At 63.7% G+C, this 23,883-nt stretch carries 16 protein-coding genes (1 of these 16 running past the window's edge); 9 read left to right on the top strand and 7 right to left on the bottom strand.

What is annotated here, in order from left to right; all coding sequences use genetic code 11:
- Both ACQ4MS_RS11930 and ACQ4MS_RS11925 read right to left on the bottom strand, forming a co-directional pair.
- Nucleotides 1-704, bottom strand: partial view of a molybdopterin cofactor-binding domain-containing protein gene (locus tag ACQ4MS_RS11930; protein ID WP_431094718.1) — the start only. The gene continues 1,606 nt to the left of window position 1, outside the view; the window shows 704 of its 2,310 coding nt (coding positions 1-704); the start codon lies at nucleotides 702-704; the stop codon falls past the left edge of the window.
- Complete coding sequence (locus ACQ4MS_RS11925) at nucleotides 701-1,177, bottom strand: (2Fe-2S)-binding protein (protein WP_431099583.1); 477 nt, start codon at nucleotides 1,175-1,177, stop codon at nucleotides 701-703. The genes ACQ4MS_RS11930 and ACQ4MS_RS11925 overlap by 4 nt, the downstream gene beginning before the upstream one ends.
- Nucleotides 1,178-1,328: 151 nt before the next feature.
- Between ACQ4MS_RS11925 and ACQ4MS_RS11920 the strand changes: the two genes are divergently transcribed.
- Both ACQ4MS_RS11920 and ACQ4MS_RS11915 read left to right on the top strand, forming a co-directional pair.
- On the top strand, nucleotides 1,329-3,257 hold the full coding sequence (locus ACQ4MS_RS11920) for an ATP-binding cassette domain-containing protein (RefSeq protein ID WP_431094716.1): 1,929 nt from the start codon (nucleotides 1,329-1,331) through the stop codon (nucleotides 3,255-3,257).
- Nucleotides 3,258-3,387: 130 nt separating this feature from the next.
- The gene (locus ACQ4MS_RS11915; RefSeq protein WP_431094714.1) at nucleotides 3,388-5,106 is read left to right on the top strand and encodes a phospholipase D-like domain-containing protein; all 1,719 of its coding nucleotides are present in this window, start codon (nucleotides 3,388-3,390) and stop codon (nucleotides 5,104-5,106) included.
- A 300-nt stretch (nucleotides 5,107-5,406) separates the two neighbouring features.
- On the opposite strand, the gene ACQ4MS_RS11910 is transcribed toward ACQ4MS_RS11915, so the two are convergent.
- The 5 genes from ACQ4MS_RS11910 to ACQ4MS_RS11890 form a co-directional block, all read right to left on the bottom strand.
- Nucleotides 5,407-8,163, bottom strand: coding sequence for an SdrD B-like domain-containing protein (locus ACQ4MS_RS11910; protein WP_431094712.1), 2,757 nt, complete (start codon nucleotides 8,161-8,163; stop codon nucleotides 5,407-5,409).
- Entirely contained in the window at nucleotides 8,160-14,204 is a 6,045-nt protein-coding gene (locus ACQ4MS_RS11905; RefSeq protein WP_431094711.1) for an SdrD B-like domain-containing protein, read from the bottom strand. Before ACQ4MS_RS11905 ends, ACQ4MS_RS11910 begins: the two co-directional genes overlap by 4 nt.
- A gap of 113 nt (nucleotides 14,205-14,317) precedes the next feature.
- Complete coding sequence (locus tag ACQ4MS_RS11900; RefSeq protein ID WP_431094709.1) at nucleotides 14,318-16,960, bottom strand: beta strand repeat-containing protein; 2,643 nt, start codon at nucleotides 16,958-16,960, stop codon at nucleotides 14,318-14,320.
- A 123-nt stretch (nucleotides 16,961-17,083) separates the two neighbouring features.
- On the bottom strand, nucleotides 17,084-17,584 hold the full coding sequence (locus ACQ4MS_RS11895; RefSeq protein WP_431094707.1) for a hypothetical protein: 501 nt from the start codon (nucleotides 17,582-17,584) through the stop codon (nucleotides 17,084-17,086).
- Nucleotides 17,585-18,328: 744 nt separating this feature from the next.
- Entirely contained in the window at nucleotides 18,329-19,825 is a 1,497-nt protein-coding gene (locus tag ACQ4MS_RS11890; protein WP_431094705.1) for a PLP-dependent aminotransferase family protein, read from the bottom strand.
- Between the two features lie 120 nt (nucleotides 19,826-19,945).
- Between ACQ4MS_RS11890 and ACQ4MS_RS11885 the strand changes: the two genes are divergently transcribed.
- The 7 genes from ACQ4MS_RS11885 (at nucleotide 19,946) to ACQ4MS_RS11855 (ending at nucleotide 23,870) form a co-directional block, all read left to right on the top strand.
- Nucleotides 19,946-20,557 carry a LysE family translocator gene (locus ACQ4MS_RS11885; RefSeq protein WP_431094703.1) on the top strand — a complete coding sequence of 204 codons (612 nt, stop codon included), beginning with the start codon at nucleotides 19,946-19,948 and terminating at the stop codon, nucleotides 20,555-20,557.
- Nucleotides 20,554-21,507, top strand: a complete 954-nt coding sequence (locus ACQ4MS_RS11880) for a DMT family transporter (protein WP_431094701.1) — start codon at nucleotides 20,554-20,556, stop codon at nucleotides 21,505-21,507. The genes ACQ4MS_RS11885 and ACQ4MS_RS11880 overlap by 4 nt, the downstream gene beginning before the upstream one ends.
- Nucleotides 21,507-21,839 (top strand): antibiotic biosynthesis monooxygenase family protein, encoded by a 333-nt coding sequence (locus ACQ4MS_RS11875; RefSeq protein ID WP_431094699.1) that lies wholly within the window; start codon nucleotides 21,507-21,509, stop codon nucleotides 21,837-21,839. The genes ACQ4MS_RS11880 and ACQ4MS_RS11875 overlap by 1 nt, the downstream gene beginning before the upstream one ends.
- Before the next feature lie 62 nt (nucleotides 21,840-21,901).
- Nucleotides 21,902-22,363 carry a RidA family protein gene (locus ACQ4MS_RS11870; protein ID WP_431094697.1) on the top strand — a complete coding sequence of 154 codons (462 nt, stop codon included), beginning with the start codon at nucleotides 21,902-21,904 and terminating at the stop codon, nucleotides 22,361-22,363.
- 4 nt (nucleotides 22,364-22,367) lie between these two features.
- Nucleotides 22,368-22,697 (top strand): DHCW motif cupin fold protein, encoded by a 330-nt coding sequence (locus ACQ4MS_RS11865; protein WP_431094696.1) that lies wholly within the window; start codon nucleotides 22,368-22,370, stop codon nucleotides 22,695-22,697.
- 48 nt (nucleotides 22,698-22,745) lie between these two features.
- The gene (locus tag ACQ4MS_RS11860) at nucleotides 22,746-23,387 is read left to right on the top strand and encodes a DJ-1/PfpI family protein (protein ID WP_431094694.1); all 642 of its coding nucleotides are present in this window, start codon (nucleotides 22,746-22,748) and stop codon (nucleotides 23,385-23,387) included.
- Between the two features lie 21 nt (nucleotides 23,388-23,408).
- Nucleotides 23,409-23,870, top strand: coding sequence for a DUF6196 family protein (locus ACQ4MS_RS11855; RefSeq protein WP_431094692.1), 462 nt, complete (start codon nucleotides 23,409-23,411; stop codon nucleotides 23,868-23,870).
- Nucleotides 23,871-23,883: the final 13 nt, after the last annotated feature.

The raw sequence follows: 23,883 nt of genomic DNA, 5'->3' as shown, positions 1-23,883 counted from the left end.
CAGTCCGCACGGCTTTTGAGCGTCACATCGCCCGGAGGCGTCGCCGCGGCAAACTTCGCCAGCTCGCCGTAATGGGACGAAGGCCCGGAGGGATGCGAAATCACGCCGTTTTTGATGCTGAGCTCATCCACCGGCAGCTTCCAGTCCAGAGACGCCGCCCCGAGAAGGGACGCGCGGGCCGTAGCAGCAGCCATACGCACCACATCCCAGGCATCCGCCAGGCTGGAAGAGCCCCCTGTGGCGTTGATGCCGAGTTCACGGGCGACCTTACCCATCATCCATTCCCCCAGCCGCACCTGGGTCGGGCGAACCCGGGGCGCGCCTTCTTTCGCGTAGTCATCCACCTCCAGCGGATGAAACGGCAGGCTGCCCACCAGCATCGCCACATTGCCGTAAATGGCATCCGACCCCGCCTGCTCCACACTCACCCGCAGCAACGGCACATCCATTTCTTCGGCCACCAGCATGGCCAGCGCCGTATGCACGCCCTGGCCCATTTCGCTGCGCGGCATCGCCAGAACCACACTGCCGTCCGCGCGTATCTTGATCCAGCCGTTCAGCACCACGCCGTCCAACTCGGGAACACGCTGAGGCCATGGTTTGGCCGCACTGCCCAGCCGGGAGCGCGCCGGCAGCAGGCTCCAGCCCACCAGCAATGCGCCCGCAGCGCCGGTGGCACTGAGCAGCCATGCCCTTCTTTTCATACGCTGGCCTTTTGCGGCGCGCCGGGCGCCATGCCAGCCGCCCGCTTGATGGCCGCCCGGATCCGCTGATAGGTGCCACAGCGGCAGATATTGGTCATGGCGGCATCAATGTCCGCGTCAGTGGGTCTCGGGGTTTTGTCGAGCAGGGCGGCGGCGGCCATCAGCATGCCCGACTGGCAGTAGCCGCACTGGGGCACCTGCTCTGCAATCCAGGCCAGTTGCAGGGCATGGGGTTGATCCGGCGTACCCAGCGCTTCAATGGTCTGGATGCGCTTGCCGGCCACTGTGGAGACCGGCACCACACAGGATCGCATCGCCTGGCCATCCACCCGCACGGTGCAGGCGCCACAGGCGGCCACGCCGCAGCCAAACTTGGTGCCGGTCATGTTCAGCACGTCCCGCAGCAGCCACAGCAGGGGCATGCCGGGGTCGGCTTCCACCTGCACGGCCCGTCCATTGAGGTCCAGCTTGATCGGTGACTCCACGCAACGCTCCCTGAAGGCCAAAGGAGAGGCCACTATAGCGATTCTGGCCTGCGCCCAGCGCAAAACCCTGGTGCGCGGCCTGCCCCAAACCCCGGCAAAACCACCCGCCGGCGCCTCCACGGGATAATCAGCTACTTATATGGCACTTATTACCTTACTGGACGCCCAACTCGCTTTTGGGCACGTCGCACTGCTGGACCACGCAGATTTTTCCCTCGAGAGCAACCAGCGCATCGGCCTGATCGGCCGCAACGGCACGGGCAAGTCGTCCCTGCTGAAAATCCTCGCCGGCCTGGAAAAGCCCGACGATGGCACGCTGCAGCTGCAGCAGAACCTGCGCATCGCCTACGTGCCGCAAGAGCCCAGCCTGGATCCGCATGCTACTGTTTTTATAGCGGCCAGCGCAGGATTGGCCAGGACCAGGCACGTGGTGGAGCAATATCTGGCTGCCGACGAGAACACCGACCTGGACGCCCTGCAATCCGAAATCGAGGCGCTCGACGGCTGGACCTGGGAGCAGCGCGTTGAAGAGACCCTGCACCGCCTGCACCTGGACAAGGACGCCATCGTTGGTTCCCTCTCCGGCGGTACCAAAAAACGGGTGGCGCTGGCCCAGGCCCTCGTCGCCAAGCCCGACGTGCTGCTGCTCGACGAGCCGACCAATCACCTCGACCTCGATTCCATCGCCTGGCTGGAAGACCTGCTGGTCAATTTCAACGGCAGCATCATCACCATCACCCATGACCGGGCCTTCCTGGACCAGGTCGCCACCGTCATCGTCGAGCTGGACCGCGGCAAGCTCAACAGCTACCCCGGCAACTTTGCCCAGTACCTGGTGCAAAAAGAAGAGCAGATGGCACAGGAAGCCGTCATCAACGCCAAGGCAGACAAACTGCTGGCGCAGGAAGAGGTCTGGATCCGCAAGGGCGTGGAAGCGCGCCGTACCCGGAGCGTGGCCCGCATCGGCCGCCTTGAAGTGCTGCGCGACAACCGCGCGGCGCGACGCGACGCCGTCGGCCGCGTCAACCTCGACGTCTCCAGCGGCGAGAAAAGCGGCAAGATCGTCGCCGAACTCACCGACGTGAGCAAAAGCTTCGGCCACCCGGGCAGTGAAAAAATCATCGTCAACAAATTCACCGGCACCCTGCTGCGCGGCGACAAGGTCGGCCTGCTGGGCCCAAATGGCGCGGGCAAAACCACGCTGCTCAAGCTCATCCTGGGCGAACTGCAGCCTGATGTGACCAACCCGCCCGGCAAGATCCGCCAGGGCGCCAACCTGCAGGTGGCCTACTTCGACCAGATGCGCGACAGCCTGGACCTGGACGCGACGCTGGAAGACTTCATCAGCCCCGGCAGCGAATGGGTCGAAATCAACGGCCAGAAAAAACACGTCAAGAGCTATTTGACGGACTTTTTGTTCTCCCCGGCGCGCGCCAACTCACCGGTGCGCACCCTCTCGGGTGGCGAGCGCAACCGCCTGCTGCTGGCGCGACTCTTTGCGCGGCCGGCCAATGTGCTGGTGCTGGACGAGCCTACCAATGACCTGGACATCGACACGCTCGAACTGCTGGAAGACCTGCTGCAGAACTACGAAGGCACGGTTTTCCTGGTCAGCCACGACCGGCGCTTCCTCGACAACGTGGTCACCAGCACCATCGCCTATGAGGGCACGCCCGAGAACCCCGGCTTCTGGCGCGAATATGAAGGCGGCGTGACGGACTGGATCACACAATCCAAGCGTGCAGCGCAGATCACCGGTGCGAACAAGCCCGCCAGCAATCCGTCCGGCAGCAAAACTTCAAGCAAAGCAAGCCCCCAGCCTAATAAAGACGAGCGCGAGCCGCTATCAAAAAAGAAGCTAAGCTACAAGGAGCAGCGTGAGCTTGACGGCCTGCCGGCACTGATCCAGCAGCTGGAGTCACAGCAAAAAGCCATTGAGCAGGAGCTTTATGACGGCACGCTTTACACCACGAATGCCAAGCGGGCCGCGGAACTCAACGCGCGCAACAGCAAGATCGAGGAAGAGCTGATGGCCGCGCTGCAGCGCTGGGAAACCCTGTCGGCATAACGCCGCCCCTGCGGCCGCGGCCGCTGCTACCGTGAAATACAGTCAAGCCGGACGCCTACAAGAAGAATAGGCGCGAACGCAGGGTCCAGCGGCGTCAACTACATCTCCTTACGCTAAAGTGGCCTGCACCATGCAGACCACTTCCAGCCCCCCTCCCGGCATCCGCTTGATCCCGCATACAAGCCGGGGCGTGCTGCAGGGGCTGGCCATTGCGTTCACCGCCCTGTGGATCACGGGCTGCGCCTCGCTGCCCAGCGAGGTCGACCGCCCGGTGTCCACCGCTCTGGCCAATCCGGCTGAAACGCGCCTTGGCAGCCTGGTAGCCGCCCGCGCCGCCAGGGCCGGCACGCGCAATGACTCGGGTTTTGCACTGGTGGGCAGCGCGGAACTGGCTTTCACCAGCCGCATGACGCTGATCAAGGCCGCCCAAAAAACACTGGACATCCAGTACTACGCCATCTTTGCCGACGAAACCACCGAGCGCATGTTTGAAGCGCTGCGCGAGGCGGCTGGCCGCGGTGTGCGCATCCGCATCCTGCTGGACGACTTCAATACCTCGGGCAAGAACGCGCAGGTCCTGAAGCTGGCGTTTGAGAAAAACTTCGAGCTGCGCCTGTTCAATCCCTTGCCGGGCGGCCGCGGTTCGCTGATGTTCCGCATCCTGGGCAACCTCAAGGACACGGCGCGCATGCAGCGGCGCATGCATAACAAGATTTTTGTGGCGGACAACGCCGTGGCCATTACCGGTGGCCGCAACCTGGGGGAAACCTATTTCGGCCAGAGCACGGGCACCAACTTTGTCGATATTGACGTGCTGGCGGCCGGCCGCATCGCGCAGGACCTGTCGCGCAGCTTCGACCAGTACTGGAACAACCCGCTGGCTTACCCGGTGCAGTCGCTGATGACCGAAAAGGAAATCGACGCGCTCAAACGCCCGCCCCCCGCTGCCGGCAATCCCGGTGATTCCGCCGTGCCGGGCAGCGCCGCGCAGGCGCCGGCGATGGTGGCCGGTGACGGCATCGCAGACAAATCCGCCCCGGTGGAAAAAACCGCCAGCACCCAGGCGCCACTGCCGGATTCGACCGATTTACGGCTTTTGACCTGGACCTGGGCACCTTCGGTGCTGCTGGTGGACAAGGCGTCCAAGATCGCCGCCGACGCCGACACCACCGAAGAGTCACAGGACACCGCAGTGGACGGCCTGCTGCAGCTGATGTCACAGGCCAAACGCAACCTGCTTATCGTGTCGCCCTACTTTGTGCCCGGCGAACGCATGATGAAACAGTTTGCCGAAATCCGGCAACGCGGAATCCGGGTGCGGGTGCTCACCAACTCGCTGGCCTCCAACGACGCGCCCGCTGCCCACGTCGGCTACGCGCGTTATCGCAAGGCTCTGCTGGAGATGGGTATCGAGATTTACGAAATGCGCGCCGAGCAGGAAGGCTCTTTCAGCAGCTTTGGCTCGGCAGCGATTGCAGGCGGCTCCATCGGTGGATCCACGGGCGGCTCTACCAGCGGTTCGCGCGCCAGCCTGCATTCCAAGGTGGTTGTCATCGACGACCGGCTGCTGGTCGTGGGCTCGATGAACCTGGACCTGCGCTCGCAGCTGCAAAACAGCGAAGTCGCCATCGTCATCCGCAACCGCGCCATCTCGGCAGAGGCCACGCGCCTGATCGAGCCAACGCTGGCTTCCGGCGCGTACCACGTCGAACTGGAGAACGGCCAGCTGGTCTGGCGTGCGCCGCAGGGCTCGCAGCTCAAGGACTCCCTGGTGGAGCCGGATGCCAGCTGGGGGCTGAAACTGATGCTCAAGCTGATCGGGCCCTTCGCGCCGGATGAGATGCTTTAAGTCATTTCGGCCTTCAGGGCAATGAAGACGGGCACCAGCAGCTATTAAATTAGTAGCGCACGCGCCTCTTCCGGCCAACCGGCCCACCCCAGATCGGCTCTTGTCTTGTCTTTTTCTTGTTGAAGCGGCTGAATTCCCTGCCGGGGTTCTGCCATAAGCGGTTCTTCCGTCACCCAGGTCCCATGGCGGCGCATCATTCGCTATCAATTCAATAGCTGCTAGCGCCCGTCGTTATTGGCCAGAACCACAAAAATAGCCTGAATAAAGGCCGTTTTTGGCACCCATGGACTCCCAGCGGCTCTACTGGTCGACCTTGACCCGGTAAGTAACGACGATTTGCGCACCGGAAGCCAGCGAACCGGTAAAAGTCCACTTCAGCGCTCCCTGCGCATTCACGGCGGGCTGTGTGGTCACGACACAGCCCGTGATGCCCGTCGGCAACACGCCCGGGCAGGTGGTTGAGACAAAACCGGTGAAGGCGGGTGTTGAATCGTTCACGAACAAGGTGGACAGGGCTTGTGTGCCGTTGTTGGTTGCCGTCAGCGTGTACTGCAGCGTGTCGCCGGGGCTGGCGTTGACGCTGGTGGCTGCGGCGATGGCTTGGGTCACGTTGCTCACCAGTTTGGACAGCGCCAGGTCGCCGGCCTGGCCGACGGTGCTGATGTCGGTGACGCTCAATGTGCTGACGGCCAGCGCCGGGGCGGCATTGGTGTAGCTGAAGGCGGCGCTGAGCGTGACGCTGTTCTGCGCGCCCTGGCCGGCGCCTGCGGGCACGAACTGCTTGACGACAAGGCAGACGGTCTGCCCGGCCGTGACGGTCAGCGCTGCCGTCACTTGGGGCTCACTTGCTTCGAGCGTGGCGTTGCAGTTGCTGTCCTGGTACAGCACTTGGGTCCACGCGGGACTGACCGGGCTGGCGGCATTGGCCATCGAGAAGCTCACCTGCCCGCCAGTGCCGGCAATATAGGTGTGCGCATAGAACACGACGGTTCCGGGCTGGGCAGTCTGTGCGCCGTTGGGCGCCAGGGCGTTAGGCGCCACCATGCCGAAGTTGATGCCGGTGCGGGTGAGGCCGGAACCGGCTGTGTAGCTCACGCTGGGGCGGGTGTAGCTGCCGCCCGTGGTGCCGGCCGAACCACCGGTGGCGATGTAGCCTGAAGGCAGCACCGGTGTAATGACCACGGTGCCGGCGGTGGCCCCGGGAATCCAAAGAATGAAGCTGCCGTCGCTGGCGGTGGGCTCGCTGTCCAGCGTGGTCGCGCCCAGCATGGCATTAACGGTGATGCCGGCCAAGCCCGGCTCCGTCCCGGCTTTCACGCCGTTGTTGGCGATGCCGCCGCCAGCGCCGTTATCCGCAAACACGGTGCCGCTGAGTGTGCTGCCGTTGTAGAGACCGAAGTTCTGCGGCGATGGCGGCGCACCCACGATGCTGAACTGGATCACGCCGGTCGGGTTTTGCGTGCCGATGAAACCCGCCGGATAGCTTGCCGCAATGTCGCTCAGGGTGTTGTTGCCGTCCACCACCAGGCAATAGTTGCCCTGCTGTATGTTGGTAAAGCTGTAAGCCCCGGTAGTAAGGTTGACCGAAGCCGCCACCGTGGCTGGGCCGGTGCAGGTGCCGCCGGTGCGCGGCGTCAGCTTGACCCACAGGGCGCTGGCCCCACCTATGCCGGCTTCCCCCGCGTCCAGGTTGCCGTTGTGGTTGGGGTCGCTGTACACGTTGCCGCCGAAGCCCAGGGCTACCGTGCTGACGACGGGCGCTGCGCAACCGGCGCTCGGCGTGTTGGCAGCCGTGCAAGTGGTCGGGGTCGGCGTGCTGGTGCCGCCGGCCGGGTCCACCGCGGTGTAGTTGGTGACCGTGATGTTGCTGGTAGGCCTTGCCGTGATCTGCAGGGTCGAGGTGCCGCCGCTTGCGGTAATGGTGCCCACAAAATTACAGGTCACCAGCGTGCCGCCGGCATTGGCCGCGGTTGAGCAGGTCCAGCCGGTGCCGCTGCTGCTCACATACGTCATGTTGACGGGAAGCTGGTCAACCACACGCGCCACAAAAGCCGGTGTTGTGGTCGTGGTTGCCACGGTGAGGGTGTAGACGCTGTTGATGCCCACCTGCAGCGCCGGGCTGGGCTGGGACTTGGTGACGGTCAGCGTGGGGTAGATGGGCGTGATGGTGACAGAGCCGTTGGTGCCGGGGTTACCGCTGCCCGGCGCCGTGCCAACGAGGGTGGCGCCGCCAGCGCCGCCCGCCGAAGCGCTCACGCTGAAGGCTGAAATCAGCGCCGCGTCACGGCAGGAGCCGCCTCCCGTGGCCTGGCGGGAGGTATTGGTGCCGCTGCTGTCCGTCAGCTCCGCACCGCCCACACCGGCCGCGCAACCGCCGCCGCCGCCGCCGCCGCCCGAGCCGTCGCCGACACGTGTCGTGCCGGCGGTGCCGGCGCCGCCTTGCAAGGTGCCGATCGCCGTCGCTGCCGGCAGGCCGGCGCGGCCCGGCACGTCGAGTGCGCCGCCCTGCCCGCCGCCACCGCCGCCGGCAATGATCAGCCTGGCATTTGCGGCCGTGGCCACCACGCTGGCGGCGCCGCCGCCGGCGCCGCCGCCGGACCAGCCGCTGCAACCGGGCTGCCCGCCCGAGCCACCCGCCCAGCCCGGAGCGCCGCCCGCAAGACCGCCCGCGCCCGCCGCATTGGTGCAGGTAAAGGCGCCCTGCGATGTGTTGCCGGCCCGTCCGCCTTGCCCGACCGCCACGTTAAGCACGGTGCCGGGAGCGATGTAGTACGTGCCGGTAGCCCGCGCCCCCGCGGCGCCCGCGCCGCCGTCGCCGTTCAAGTCATTGCCACCGCTGCCGCCGCCTGCGCCGTTGGCCTGGATGATCACGCCGGCAGCGCCCGCCGGCACGGTATAGGTCTGCAGGGCGCCGGTGTAATTGAAGGTGGTCTGCGCCACTGCCCAGGGTGCGGCCAGAAGCAGGATGGCGGTCCATGCCAAGCGGCCCACCGTGCGTGACAGCGGGCTGCCGCGAAGTGCACCTGCGGCAAGGCGTGGGCGTTGTAAGAGCGTCATGATTGGGGGGCCGCCGTGCGGGAAAGAGAAGGCGTGGCGGCGGCGGAAGGCTCACCGAATACATTCTCGTCAAACTTGAAGCGTACACGGAGGTACACGCCGCGCTGGGTATAGGCCTCGCCTGCCAGGTCGGCAGCCCTGAAGCCCTTGATGTTGTAGCCCAATGACACCCACATGTTCTTCCAGGCCAGGTAGCCGACTTCCACGCCCACCGCGGTCTCCGCGGCGCCGTTGCCCCACATGCGGTAGGCCTGCAGGCTGACGTCCCAGCGCTCGGTGAGGTCCCAGGTGGAGCGGCCGCCGATCAGCTGCGTGAAGGAGCGGCTGCTGATGCCGCTGGAGCGGTCGCTGCCCCACTTGGCCGCGTAGCGTCCGCTCATGGCCCAGTTCCGGTTGGGCTGGACATTCAGGTGTGTGGAAAGGATCAGGCCGGACTCATCGCGGCTGACGCCCGGGCCCAGCGTGCTGTCCGAGTCTTTTTTATATTCGATGCGTCCCAGCGCGTTCCAGATGTCGCTGCTCACAGGGCGATACGCCACACCGGTCTGCGCCGTGATCAGCTCGCGCCTGCCGCCGGTGGCGCCGAGGTTGGCCTGCTCACTATAGAGGGCGCGGTTGAGCAGGGTCCAGCTTTCATCGAGCTTGTTGGCCAGCGCACCGGTAAGCAGCCAGCTGCTGGAAGTGGAAGACGTCTGCCACTGCACCTGGCCGGAGGCTTTCCAGGTGGTGGCAGCCGTGTAGTCGGCGCCGATCGTCACGGCGCTGGAGTCGTCGATGGTGACGCCGGACAGCGGCTTGATGCGCTGCAGGCTGGCGGTCAGGCCAATGCCGTTATCCATGCGCCAGAGCCTGCGTAGTCCGACGGCCGCTTCGCTGCTGCGGCCGTTGATGCTGTCGCCCATACGGTATTCATTGAAGAGCTGCGTGCTGTCAGACAGCTCTGTATTGAGGCCGGCGACCGTGGTGTATTGCGATGCCGACGCATTGAGGGTGTAGATGCTCCTGAGGCTGTTGATGAAGTCGTGGCGTGCGTAAGCGCGCGTGGTGGAATTGATCGCGTAGTTGCCGCCCACACCCACCTCACGCCCGCCGCTGCCGTCAATGGCGTACTCGACCAGGCCGTACACGTCGGCTTGCGGCACATCGGGCACCGGCACGGTTACCTTGACCCGCGCCGTGGTGTAGCCCACTTCTTCCGCCGAGCCTTTGGCCAGCGCCGTGGCGGAAGGCACCACCGCAACGGTGCTGCCAGGCAATGCCGGACCGGAAAGCGCAGCGGCGGTGTTGGCGCTGCTGTATCGCACGCCGACTTCCACCTTGACGTTGCCGCCCATGCTGTGCTCCAGCTTGAGCTCGGCGCCGGTCTGCGCCGCGCCGGTCACGCTGTTGGCGGTGCGCAGCGCTTCACCGACCAGGCGGTTTTTCTCGTCCACCGCGTAGCCGATCTTGGCGCCGTACTCGGACTGGCCCGCCGACTGCACACTGTTGGGGTTGTAAAACCCCGCACTGGTATTTGTACCCCAGGCACGCGCCTGCAGCGCCTGGTCTTCATGGCGGATCTCCACGCGCTGGCCCGAGCCGGTGCCTTGCAGATCCGTTTTGCTGGCGGCAATTTCACCGGTGGCTATCGTTTTCTCACCGAGCTTCACCATCGCATTGAGGCCATTGAGCTCCTGGCGATTGGCGGGGTTGGTGTCCTGAAGTACGCTGGCGCCAAGCGTGATGCCGGGGCTGATCTGCACGCGGGCATCGGCGCCCGCGACCGTATGCTTGGGGCCACCCGAATCGACGGAATAGCTCACCCGCACAAAAACCGGATTGAGGTCGGCATCCACGCTGGGCACGGGAGACTTGAGCAGCAACTGCCCGCTCAAGGGCTCAATCTCGTAGTCGGTGAATTGCGTCAGCGGCGTATCGTTGATGATGACCGAGGCCTGGCTGCGGCTTCGCGTGAGGATGTCCACTTGCTGGCTGTTGACCACGCCGTTGATGTTGAGGCGGAACGGGCCGGATGTGCCGTTGGCGCGGAACTCCTGCACCAGTTGCGTGGTTGAGGTGCGGCTGGAAAAACCTTCCACGGTGACCGCGCCTTCCTGCAGACGGCCTTTCACGCCGTTGAGGGCGCGTGAATATTGCGTGAGCTGGCGTGCCGCGTTGTCGCTCTGGGTTGAATAGTCGCCCAGCAACGCGTAGTTGCTGCCGTTTTGCAGCATCACGTACAGCTTGCCGGTCGACTGGGCATCAAAGCCGCGTGCCGACGAGTCGCCATACACCGGGTAAAACTGGTTGGGCTGAATGTCCCGGAACAGCGCGGTATCGGAAGGCTTGTCGGAATCGTAAGCCAGGGTCAGCAGCGAGGAGCCGAGCACCTTGCCCTTGAGGAACAGTGCGGTCCGTGCGGCAGCTTCGCCCTTGCCGCCGGACAGGCTGCGCGACGCGCTGCGGATCTGGCGCTCAAAAACATCTCCGCTTTGCGAAGGCTGCAGTGCCGAGGGGTTGAGGCTGCGCAGGTTCAGGGTGCCCTCCACGATACCGGCGGCAATCATGGGCCGCAGGTTGGGCATGAATTCAACGGCAGCCACGGACTTCACAGCGCCGCTGGAAGCGCCGAGCTCCGCCTTGCCGGGCTGGGCCGGCGGCAACAACAGGAAGCGGCCCTCCCCGCCTTCGACAAACACCTGGGTGCCAGGTTGGCGCGAGTCCAGGTCAGGGGTTTGCCACTGGCCCAGGCTTGCGTGCAGGGTGACCTGGGTGCGCACGGCAACCGGCAAGCCTTGCGCATCGCGCAACGACACGGCGACGGAGACGGCAGTCGCACCATCTGCAATCAGTTGCTGCGGCGCGCCGATGTCAATCTTTGCCAGGGCACCAGGCACCCGCACCGTGACCTGCGCCGTACCCCGTGCATTGCCGAAGCTGTCAAGGGCGCGCACACCCAGCGTGTTGCGTCCGGGCTTGAGGTCCACCCCGATGTACTCCCAGGCAACCACGCGGGTCTTCTCAAGGCTGCTTTTTTTGCCGACCAGCGTCACAGGCACGGGCTGTCCGTTGAGCGTGACTTCAAACCTGGCGCCAAGGGGACCTTTTACCCGGACACGGGTCTGTGCGGACGGCAGCACCTGGTCATTGGCCAGTCCGAGAAAGCCGGTTTCGTTATTCAGTTCCGGCAAGAGCTCTTCGAGGGGAACTTCAAACTGCGCGGATTCGGCGCCGGAGGCAGCGAGCGGTTGTGCCGGCTCTACAGCGAGTTGCAGCGGTGTGTAAATGGGTTTTGGCAACCCCTGGGCCGTAGGTGCATACGGGCCGCCTTGGTCACCCACGGCGCCCAGCGTGCCGGACAAAGGCGCCATGGAGCCGGCGGTGGTGGTGTTTTGCCGGGCGCCGGGCAAGCCCAGGGCACCACTGGAAGGAAGCGTGCGGCTGTCCACCGCTGCCGCGCCGCGGTTGGCCTGCAACAACAGGCCTGCGGCTTGGGTAATCTCCGACGAATTGCCCAGAGCCTTGCGGCGCGCAGCGATCTGCTCATGAATGGCAGGCGTGCATTCGGCGATGGCAAAGTCGGCCTTGTGCAACTCGCCGTTGGTCAGATCCACAAAACGGCTGGCGGCATCCAATGCGTTCCGGTTGCTGAGCACTTGGAGCACGGCGCCCGCAGGCAAGGTGATGCTGTCAACCTTGGCAACATGGGTGCGTGGCTCCAGGCCGTAGAAGCTGTATTTGCCTTCTTCATCCGTCACCGCGTAGGTGCCGTCTTCCAGGTAGATCCGCACGCCCGGAATACCCGGCTCTTGCGCGTCCTGCACGCCGTTGCGGCTGCAGTCGGCAAATACCTTGCCGATCACATAGGCCTTGTTGGAAAACACACCGCCGACGACCTGCACGCGAACGCTGGACCGGTTGGAGCGCACGGCACCGCTGGCGGCCTGGGCGGTGTTCACCCCATCACCCCCCTGGCTACCGACGCCGACACGCACACGGTAGGTCAGGGTGGGCTGGGCCCCCGCAGCGATAGCGCCCACCGCGAATTGCAGGCTGGGCCCTGCGCCGCCGGCCGGGTCGGCAAGAGGCGCGCCATTGAGCCGCGCCGTGCCGCGCACATAAGCAAATCCGGCCGGCAGGCTGTCACTGATCACCACGCCGGGGAGTGCAGCCGCGCTGACGTTATTCAGCTTGATGGAGTAGTCAACAAAATCGCCGATCTCGGCAGTCTTCTTGTTGGCCGTTTTCTGGATGAAAAGACCTCCCGCGGTGGCACCGGGATCCATGGGCACGTCGAAATGCACAGCGACGCCGGCAACCACAAAATTGCCACCGTAAGAGCCCGGTGTATCGATCAGGCGTCCGGCCGGCTGCAGGGCAGCGGGAAGAACGGATGGGTAGGTAAACCCCGCCGGCTGGGTGATCACCAGCCGGTACGTGCTGTTGGCCACCAGCGGAAATTCATAGAAACCGTCGGCACCCGTTACCACAACGCTGGGCGCTGGCGTTACGCCATCCGCCTGGAAGACAACAGCCGGCCCACCGGGTGCACCGCCGTTGCCCGCACCGGTGATATCGATCAGGGCCACGGTGACGCCCGAGATCGGCTGGTTGGTGGCCGAGTTGTAGACGATCCCGGAAGGATCCACCAGCAGCGTGGTGGTCGCCGAGACGGTGATGCCCCCACAAGCGGTAATGGTGGCGGTCACGGTATCGTTGCGCAGCACCTCCAGGATGCCGTCGCCCGACGCCACGATATGCGTGGCTGCATTCGCCGTAGGAACGTGGGGCAGGATGCGGAAAAGCCCGGTATTGGGGCCTGTTTCCACGGCCGTAAAGGTTTCCGTATCACCTGTAAGCCGGCTTACAAGCGTGATTGGCACCGTTCCCACCGTCGTGGAATCGACATTGCACACGGAGGCACTGGCCTGCACGAACAGCGGGCGCCCCGGGGTACCTTGGGTTGTCCGGTTGACATAGGCAGCGTTGGCGTAGAAAAGAATGTCCGCGGCATGCGCCGGCAACGCCAGCACCACGGTATTGCTGGCAGTGGTCAACGGCGCGGCGGCATCGGTCCAGTCGGCATAGGCCGTACCCGATACGTTGCCGGAGGCGTTTGTGTTCACATTGACATTGAATTGCCCCTGGAACAATCCGCCTTGGGGCAGCGCGGCGATGCCCCAGGCGACGGCGTCCACGGTAGCGCCACCCGGCACTGTCGTGACATAGCTGTTGGCCGCGCCGCCCAGCAGGTGGTAGAGCGTCTGGGCGCCGGGGCTGGTGGATGGCTGCGCCGAGACGAAGGAGGTGTTCGCGGGGACCGGTGCGCGCAGGATGAATAGCGTTGCCGGCGCGCCATTGACCAGCACATTCGCGGGGCTGGCGGCCATGTTTCCGTTATTGGTGGCCCGCGCCGTAAAGCCAAGGGCCGCGCCCTGTGTTGCGGTTGCAGAGGAGGCTGCATAGCTGACCTGGACCGCCGCACCGTTGGTCAGGTTGATTGTGTCGGTGTTGACGGCCGTAGCGCCCTGTAACTGGCTCACCGCGCTCAATGTGATCTGCGCTGTCTGGCCAGGCGTTGCACCCACCGGAATATTGCCTGTGATCAACAGGCCTGCGGTGCCGCCGACTGCGAGCATCACAGTGCCGCCAGGAGGGATCACGGGCTCACCGGCATCGGATTGGCCATTGCTATTGACGTCCAGTACCACCTGCAGGTTTAGCGGAGTGAAGGCGCTCCCCCCCGCCACACTGGCCGTGACCAGGTAGTTCGTCAGGGTGTTGCCGGTATTGGCCAGGTTATGGTTGATCGTGAAGAGGGCGCCGGTGCCGATCAGCAGGTTCTGGCTGGATGCCAGCGTGAGCGCTTCCAGCGCTGTCACCGTGGTGTTCACGGTGTTGGAATTCAGGTGAGCAGCCAGGCCTGTGGCTGTGTCCACGAAAGTCGCCGTCGCCATGTTGCGGATCACCGTCCCCGCAGGGGTCGGCGCTGCCTGTGCTGCGACCCAGAAGAGCAGCAACATGCAGGAAATCAGCAGCTTGCGCGGCAGGCGGAAAAGCATGGGTTTGCAGACGGGGTTGATTCGGTTGCGGCAGGGCGTCGCTTTCCAAAGGGCACACATGTGCTCTTTGAAAAGCGGGAAGCTTTCGCTTCCCGCGGGTCATCAGCAGGGAGTTACGGAGTGATCCGCACGCCGAACGTCACGATGGCCGACTGACCGGGCGTCAGGGTGCCGATCGTCGCGGTGACGGTACCGGTGGTGCCTGCGGCCGGCCCGGTCACGGTTCCCACTGTGGTGGCGGCCGCGCTGCTCAGCGTCGTGTAGCTCGGCGTCGCATCGGAAACCACCACGGTGGTCGCGTTGGCGGATCCGACGTTGGTGACGGTGATCTGGTACAGCACGCACTGGTTCGGGCTGGCGCTCAGCGTGGCTGCCGCGTAGACCGTGCCGCCGTTGGCGCCGGCACAGGCCGTATCCAGGGATTGGGCCTTGGTCAGTGTCAGGTTGCCGGCGATCACGGTGGTGCTGTCAACAGCCGTGGCCACGGCGGGAACCGTCGTCGCGTAGCTGCCATTGCTGGTAGTGACCGTGATGGTCGTGGCATCCACAGCGCCAGGAGTCGCGCCGCTCGGTGCGATCACCTTGTTGAACACGGTGATGGAAGCGCCGGGGGCGAGGCCCGCAGGCAGGACACCCGCGGCGTGCAGGGTGCTGCTGATCTGAGGATCGGTTGCATCGAGCACGCCGTTGCTGTTCGCGTCGTAGTACAGCGCGGAAGTCCAGCCGGCCTGGTTGTCGGCGGCGGCCAGGGTGACCGTACTGACCGTGCCATTGCCTTCCAGCACGTTGCCGGAGTTGGTCAGCGTGTGGCTGTAGACGTAAGAGCCGCCTGGATAGGTCTGGCCGGCGCCATTGGGCGTCAGCGTGACCGAGCGCACGGCGTTCACGATCACGGCGTCGTGCAGCGTGTCCGAAGCGTTTGACGTAGGCGACAGCGTACGGAAGTACAGCTGCGTGGTGCCTGCGGCAAAGCCGGCTGGCACACCCACCACTGCGCAGACGACGACGTTGCCGCCGGCGGCCACGGCGCCGGTGTTGGTGATGGTCGCGCCGGTGGTCGAGCAGTTGCCCGCACCGCCGTCGGCACGGAAGCTGACCGTCCAGCCGGCCGGCAGCGTCACACTGGCGAAGGTATTGACCGTGCTGGCGCCCAGGTTGTAGCTGTCCGGCGAAGGGCCGGTGTTGTTGGCCACGATGGTGAAGACCGTCGAGGCGCCGGGGTTCAGCGTGTTGGTGACTTGCGCTGCGCCTTCGCCGTTGGCAAACACGCCTACGCCCGGGACGCCTCCTGCGGTCGGCAAGTTGTTGGTGGCGTCAACCGCTGCGTTGGCCACTGCTGTCAACTGGTCATTGGCGCTGGCCGTCTTGGTCGGATCAAACACGGACGTTGCCGTCTTGGCAATGATGAAAGGCGCCCCCGTGTTGGTCGCGTTCGGCGGCAGCGTTGCCTTGAGGATCACGTTGTAGGTAGCGCCTGCGGCCAGCGGGCCGGTGTCAACCGTGCCGTCGCTGTTGGTATCGACCAGCGGCGTGACGCCGTCGCTCTTGAACAGCTGGAAGGTCGTGCCGGCAGGGAAATTACCCGAGCTCAGCGTCATGTTGAAGGTGTCGGAGCCGTTTCCGGTGTTGGTCACAGTGTTGGTGAAACTCACCGTCGAACCTGGAGCAGCCGGGCCGGGAACCGTGGTGCCGGTCAGTGTCACTGCGGCTGTTTGCAAAACCGTGAAGGGCACGGTATTGGAAGAGCCGGTGACCGTAGCGGCACCGTTGTTGTACGAGGTCGTTGCCGTGTTGTTCAGCGTACCGGGCGCAGTACCGGCAGTCACGGTCGCGCCGAAGCTGATGGTGCCCGACTGGCCCGCGGTGACCTGGTTCAGCGTCACGAGCAGGGTCTTGGTGCCCAGGGTGTAGCCAGACGTCAGCGTGTTGGGCGCCGAGCCGCTGGAACCGCCACCGTCGCTCAGCGCCGTGGCGCCGGTGACGCTCCAGCGTGCGGAGCCGGCGGTGTAGGTGAGGCCAGCCGGAAGGATGTCGGTGATAGCCACGGCGGTGGCCGTGCTGTTGCCGGTATTCGTGTAGGTCAACGTGTAGGTGATGGCCGTGCCTGCCGAGCCGCTGGAAACGCTCGCCGACTTGGTCAGTGTCACCACCGCATTGGTCGTGGCCGTGGTCACGTCGGTGTTGGACTGGACTTTCGTCGGGTCAAACACGCTGGTGCCAGTCACCGTGATGGTGTTGGTCTGAGCCGCCGTTGCAGTACCGGGCAAAGTACCCACCACAATGAACTTGAAGATGCCGCCTGCGGCCAGCGCGCCGGTCGAGGTGATAGCGGGGCCGGTCGGCGTGCCGCTGCCGTTGTCGGCAAAAATCTGGACGCTCGCCATCGAGAAGCCACCGGTATTGCTGGTGGTCAGGTTGAACGTGTCCGTGCCGTTGCCGGTGTTGGTCAGGGTGTGCGGGTAATACACCACGCTGCCGGGCGTCGCGTTTTGCGCACCATTGGCTGCAAGCGTCAAGCTCGCGATCTGCTGCACCGTGGTCTGCACCACGTTCGACGTCACCGTGCGGGTAATGCCCGATGCATCAGAGTAGGTGGCCGAGGCCTGGTTGCTGATGGATGTGCCGGCCGGCGGCGGCGCGGCGTGGGCTGCCAGGCCGGCCAGAGCCAGCGCGACGGCGACAAACAATCCCACAATCCAGTGGGTGAAGAAGTGCCGCAAGCCTATAGGCTGCGGACTCGAGGGATTGGCATACATGGCTTTTTTCTCCTGGCTACAAGACAACAGTGGATCAACAAACAATTAACAAGAAACGCTAAAAAAAAAGGAATGCGCCGCCCGCCAGGCGGGAAGCGCAACGGCTGGGGGACCTGACCGTCATTACGGCTTGGCGGCCACCGTGGCCACAGGTGAATCAATGCGTACGCGCAGGCTGACGACAGTGCTGCCGCCCGCGGGCAAAGTACCGATTTCCCAGCGAAGGGCGCGGTACTCGGCCAATGGGACGGGTTCTTTGCGCGCACTGCCGTCGGCCTGCTTGACCATGCGGGTCAGCGGCATGGGGGAGAAGGCGCTTCCATCCGTTGATGCCAGGGCTTGTGCCGGGTCTGCGCTTGCCGCGATAAAGGTGGTGCCGGGCGGCACGGGGACGGTTGCCAGAAGCTTGCCGGCGGCAGCAGCGCTGGTATTGCGATAGGTGGCGCTGTACTGCAATACATCGCCAGGCTTTCCGTCGCCCGCCGGTTTGAGCACCGGCTTGCCGCCCGCCATCTCTACCCGCTGTGCGAGCAGCTGGGAAGTCACTGGCGAGGCTTGAGCCAGAACCCCCTGCGCCAAGGCCACTCCGGCGGCAAAAATACAAAATTTCAGGGTTGATTTCATTGGTTCGTCCTTTTGTTACGCTCGGAAAATGGAGCCCGGATACGACCTTTGTGGCGCCGTAGCGGCCACACATGTATCCATATGTGTTTGTAGGCGTAACTTTATGTTACTAATCACCTATTTGATGTTTGATTAGTGCATTTTTACAAAATACCGAGCGAAAAAATGCCCATTTCGTGAAGAAAACCTCGGTAATGTGGCTATTCAATTGAATTCAAGATGGCCATTTTTCTATTTTATAACAATCAGTTACAGTTGATTGCGAATGAGAAAACTGAAGTTTTAGGTTAAAAATAATATTAATGGGTTAATATTTTTTGCTCCTCAGGGGTCTCTGTGGACTCTTTTTGCCTGGTTATAAACACAGTTTCAGGAGATGCAACAAGAAACCGGGCCGGCTAGTCAGGTCCCCGGGGCAACCGCCATAGGTCACACCGGAATGGACGGGTGACAGCCTGAGGCTGTGGACTCAAGTTTTGAAGAGAGAGAGAGAGAGAGAGAGAGAGAGAGAGGAGAGTCGCCACCAGAAGACAAGAAGAAGCGAGGCCTCGGAACAGAGTGCTGTCCAGCGCCGAAATACGCGCAAAGGCGTAACGGTTGATTTCGCGTCTTTTCAGCTTTGGAGGAATGCGCTGCCGGCCGACGAACCTCGTCGGCAAGCTCAAGGCAGGGCGCCGCCCCTTTTTTTATCTCGCCGTCCGGCCGCAGCGTTCCGGCTGATTGAGTAAAAAGGAGTGCGGCGGCTTACTTCACTGCGTCGCGCAAGCGAGCAAACACCTTCCAGAACGCGGCTTCCTGTGTCGTCGCAAAGTTGATGCGCATCAACGTGCTGGGTGTACGCACTGCATGGAACAGCGCCCCTGGCGCAATCAGATAGCCCTCGTCCAGCATGCGCTGCGCCAGCGCATCGGTGTCAACGCCGGTGTCCACCCAGCCGAAAAGGCCGGCAGGCTCGGCCGCGAAGCTGCAGCCGTGGGCGATGGCCAGCTTGACGCTGCGCGCACGCGCAGCATCAAGCCGGGTGCGTATACGCTCCGCATGGCGGCGCAGCTGGCCTTGGTCTATGCACCACGCCAAGGCTTTTTCCAAGAGGGGCGGTGTCGTGAGCGTGGCCAGAAGCTTGGTGTCGAGGAGACGTTCGACCAGGTCGGGCGGCGCGGCCATGAAGCCTACGCGCCAGCCGGGCGCCAGAATTTTGGCAAACCCACTGACATAAATCGTGCGCTGCAGGCCATCCAGTGAACACAACCGGGTGGCGTGCTCGGGCGCCAGGTGGCTGTAGGTGTCGTCTTCAACGATGTGGAAGTTGTGCTGCATTGCCAGCTGCAGCACCCGGTGGGCACTGCCGGGCGTAAGGCAGTACCCGGTCGGGTTGTGGAAAACACTCACGCTGACAAACAATTTGGGCTGGTGGATCTCGCAGTACTGCGCCATCACCTCCAGGTCGGGCCCGTCGGCGCGGCGCGGTACCGGCAGGATGCGCATGCCCAGGGCGTCCAGCCGGGCGAACTCCACCGCCCAGCCGGGCTCTTCCACCATCACGCAGTCGCCGGCGCGAAGCAGCGTGCGGCTCACAATGTCCAGCGCGTGCGTGGCACCCACCGTGGTGATGATCTGCTCAGGCACCGCATGCACATTGAGGGCGCTTAATTTATGCGACAGCGCGCGGCGCAAGCCGGTGTCACCCATAGGCTCACCATACTGCAGCGAAAAATCCCGCAACGCGCTGACGCTGGTGACCTTGCGCACCGCCGTCGGCATGAAGCTGGTTTCCAGCCAATCAGGCGGAAACACGCCCATGCCAGGCTGCGGCTTGTTGCTGACTTTGTGAAACATGCCGCGTATCAGCGCGGTCGCATCGACCGGCGCCTGCCGCGTGGCGATCCAGCTTGCAGTGCTCCAGGCGCCCAGTGGGGCGAGACCGGCGGCGAGGTCTGTTGCCGCCGGTTTACCTGCTATTGCTTTTGTAGCTGCCTGCACTTGAGAGATAGGCGCCAGAGCCGCATTAAACGATGCGTCGCGGACAAAAAAACCGCGGTTCTTGCGCGCCACCACCAAGCCCTGCGCCAGCAACTGGTCATAAGCGGCCACCACAGTGGAGACACTCACGCCCTGCTGCTCTGCGCACAACCGCACCGATGGCAGGCGCGCGCCTGGCGCCAGCAGGCGGCTGCGGATACGTTCGGCAAAACGGGCCGAGAGCTGTTCGGTCAGGGACTGGGAAGCGGTTTTCATCAGCATGGCGCAACCTTTTGCCACCCTCGCCGGGCTTGTGTGTTGACTATTTGACCAGCACAGTTTGGAGATTTGTACCGTTAACTGTACTGATGGTGTACTGCTTTCAACTATAAAGTCTGAGGCATGAATTGGCAAGAATTTATGGCTTTACTGGTGCTGGCCACGGCGATGAGTTTTTCCCCGGGACCCAACACAACACTGTCTACCGCGCTGGGGGCTAACCACGGCTTGAGGCGCGCCCTGCCTTTTGTTTGCGCAGTGCCGGTCGGCTGGGGCGTGCTGCTTCTGGTGTGCGCCCTGGGCCTTGGCACGCTGGTGGTGGCGGTGCCGCTGCTCACCTGGGCCGTCAAGATCATCGGCGTAGCCTACCTGCTGTGGCTGGCATTCAAGATTTCGCAGTCGCGCCAGCTCAGCCAGGCCGACGCGGACCGGCTCAACGTGACTTTCTGGCAGGGCGCGGCACTGCAGTTCGTCAACATCAAAGCCTGGATGCTCGCGCTGGCCATCGTCAGCGGCTGGATCGCCGGGCGCGAAGCGCCGGCCATGCGCCTGGCCATCGTGCTGCCCGTCATGCTGGCCTATGCATTTGTGAGCAACCTGGTTTACGCGCTGGCCGGCTCGCTGCTGCGCGACTGGCTGACCGGCCCGGCCGGCAGCGGCCTCAGGCTTCGCTGGTTCAACTACGTCATGGCCGCTGTGCTGGTGGCCACGGCGATCTGGATGCTGTTCATATGAGTCCGGACAAGACGCAAATCACCAAAGGCCTATGGCTCGGCTTCCTGGGCATCGTGATCTTCTCGGTCACGCTGCCGATGACGCGCCTGGCTGTGGGCACGCCGGATGCGCCGCAGATGTCGGGCATCTTCATAGCACTGGGCCGGGCCGTGGTGGCGGCGGCTTTGTCGGCGGTGTTTTTGCTGGCCATGCGCGCCCCCTTTCCCCGGCGTGGGGATTGGTGGCCGCTGGCCATCACGGCAGCCGGCGTGGTGTTCGGTTTTCCGCTGCTCACCTCAATCGCCATGCGCCACGTGGAGGCTGTGCATGCCAGCGTGATCGTCGGTGTTCTGCCGCTGGCCACAGCGGCAGTGGGCGCGCTGTTGCACCGCCAGCGCCCATCGGCAGGTTTCTGGCTTTGCGCTGTGCTGGGCAGCGCGCTGGTGGTGGCGTTTGCCATGCTGCGTTCGGGCAGCGGCGGTCTCTCGATCAGCCCGGCGGACTTCCTGCTGCTGGCCGCCATGCTGTGCGCCGCCGTGGGTTATGGCTATGGCGCCAAACTGTCGCAGCGCATGCAAGCCGAATATGTCATCTGCTGGGCGCTGCTGCTGTCCCTGCCCCTGACCCTGCCGCTGGCTGCTTTGAGCTGGCCTGCCGGGGCAGTCAAGGCGTCGGCCTGGTGGGGGTTTGGGTATGTGGCGGTGTTTTCGATGTGGCTGGGCTTTTTTGCCTGGTATCGCGGCCTGGCGCTTGGTGGCACGGTGCGGGTGAGCCAGGTACAACTCGTGCAGCCATTCCTTTCGATGCTATTTGCCGTGCCGCTGTTGGCCGAAAGCCTGGACACGGTGACCGTGGGCTTTGGTCTGGCCGTGATCGCCACCGTTTTCATCGGCAGGAAGATGCCGGTGCATCCATCCCCCAGCTTCCCGGCATCGGGCCCGGACCCACTGCTTCACACCAGGAAATCTTGATGTACTCAGCTGCCTTTATCTTTGAACCCGGCACCTACGACGAGCGATTCCACACCCTGGACGCGCTGATCGAAGAAGCCGCTCACGCCACGCCCGGTTACCTGGGTGCGGAGTCCTGGCGTTCGGCGGATGGGGTGCTGACCAATGCCACTTACTTCTGGGAAACCGAGGAATCGCTGCGCGTTTTTTCGGCGCATCCCAAGCACCTGGAAGCCAAACGCCAGTACACCCAGTGGTACAAAGGCTTTCACATCGTCATTTCGCAGGTGTTGCGCTCCTACGGCGACGGCACCATCGCGCACATCACACCCAATCAGCGGAAGCGGGCTTGAATCCGTCCGCCGCCCTCCCTGATTTCCAGAAAAAACAAATCATCCCTAACAAGGAAGCATCGATGACTCCCGAACAACGCCTGCAGCAACTCGGCTTGGTTCTGCCGACGGTGACCGCGCCGCGCGGTAACTTCGATGCCTGGGTGCTCGACGGCTCCATGCTCTACCTGTCAGGCAAGGGCTCGCCACTGCGACAGGACATGGCTGCGGTGCCGAAGGTCGGGCGCGAGATCAGCGCGGAGGAAGCCCGCAAATATGCCCACGAAGCCGGACTGAACCTGATTGCCACCATGAAGGTCGCCCTGGGCGAACTCTCGCGCGTGCGCCGTGTGGTCAAGCTGCTGGGCATGGTCAACGCAACACCCGATTTCATGGGGCATACCGAAGTCATCAACGGCTGCTCTGATCTCATGGTGCAGGTATTCGGCGAGGCTGGCCGTCATGCGCGTTCCGCAGTCGGCGTGGGCTCCCTGCCGCGCGGCTTTGCGGTGGAAATCGAAGCCATTGTGTCGGTCACGGAGTAAGCAGATGCAGATGAATGAAATTCCCTTCGGCACCACCGACTGGTCCAACGTGGAGCGCACCGAACATTCCGCACTGAAAGGCAAGGCTTTCTGGCGCACCCGCAAGTTTGGCGATGTGCGTGTGCGCATCGTGGAATACACACCCGGGTATGTATCCGATCACTGGTGCAACAAAGGCCACATCCTGCTGTGCCTGGAAGGCGAGCTGCATACGGAGCTGGACAACGGCAGTGTGCACGTGCTGCTGCCCGGCATGAGCTACCAGGTGGCAGACGGCGCTGAAGCCCACCGGTCGACTTCGCCTTCAGGGGCCAAACTGTTTGTCGTGGATTGATTCACCACCAGCCGTGAACATCCCCCTACACGCACCAGGAAAACTTTCATGCATATCGCCATCCTCACCTTTGACGGTTTCAACGAGCTGGACTCCCTGATCGCCTATGGAATGCTGAGCCGCATTTCGCTACGGGGTGATGCAGGCTGGAGAGTCAGCATTGCCAGCCCCACTGCGCAGGTGACCTCCATGAACGGCCTCACCATCGATGCACACATCACCCTGAAAGAAGCCAACCAGGCCGATGCCGTATTGATAGGAAGCGGAATGAAAACGCGTGAAGTTGCCAACGATGCATCCATCCTCAGTCAACTGCAGCTCGATCCGCAAAGGCAGCTCATCGCAGCGCAGTGCTCCGGGACATTTTTGCTTGCCAGGCTGGGACTCATCGGGCAGATGCCGGCATGTACAGATCTGACCAGCAAGCCCTGGGTACAGGCGGCCGGGGTGAGCATCCTGAACCAAGCCTTCTTCGCGAAGGGTAACCTGGCGACTGCGGGTGGTTGCATGTCTGCCCAATACATCTGCGCATGGTTGATTGCCCGGCTGAAGGGCATCGACGATGCCCGCGAGGTGCTGCACTACTTTGCCCCCGTCGGTGAAAAAGAAGAATACGTCGCGCGCGGGCTTGCGCACCTGAAAGCGAATTTGCAGGAACAGCTGGCACCGGAAACCTCCGGTGCGCCTTGACGGTAACCGGACCCCAAGCTGATGGACGTGACGCCCGAAACCCCCGAACAAACAAGCAAACGGCTTTTGCGCGTGATGGCGCACGCGCGCCTGGACGTGCTGCCGGGCGACTACACCTTCACCGAATTTCCCTTGGCGCAGTTTCCCGCACATCTGGCGGCCAACCTTGCAAGCGGAGCGTTGGCCCTGGTGCGTGACAGCAAAGTCTGGAGCGCGCTGGTACCCGCATCTGCATCAACCATTGCTGAGGACCGCTATGCCGTGGTGTGCTTTCATTTCGCGCCCGGTATTCCCAACAGCGGCTTTGTAGGCTGGCTCGCCAGCGAGTTCAAGCAACAGCTGGGAACGGGTGTATTTGTCGTCTGCGGGCATCACGCGGCCGACGGCGGCATATTTGATTACTGGGGCATTCCGGGAAGCGTGGCGCCGCAGGCGGTGAGCCTGATTCACGCCATGCAAACGCGGGGAAGGGGTGCAGAATGAACCTGCTGGTTCG

It is taken from the genome of Polaromonas aquatica (assembly GCF_050626995.1).
Lineage (GTDB): Bacteria > Pseudomonadota > Gammaproteobacteria > Burkholderiales > Burkholderiaceae_C > Polaromonas > Polaromonas aquatica_A.
The sequence above is the reverse complement of the archived record's forward strand: the minus strand, read 5'-3'. Positions and strand labels throughout refer to the sequence as shown.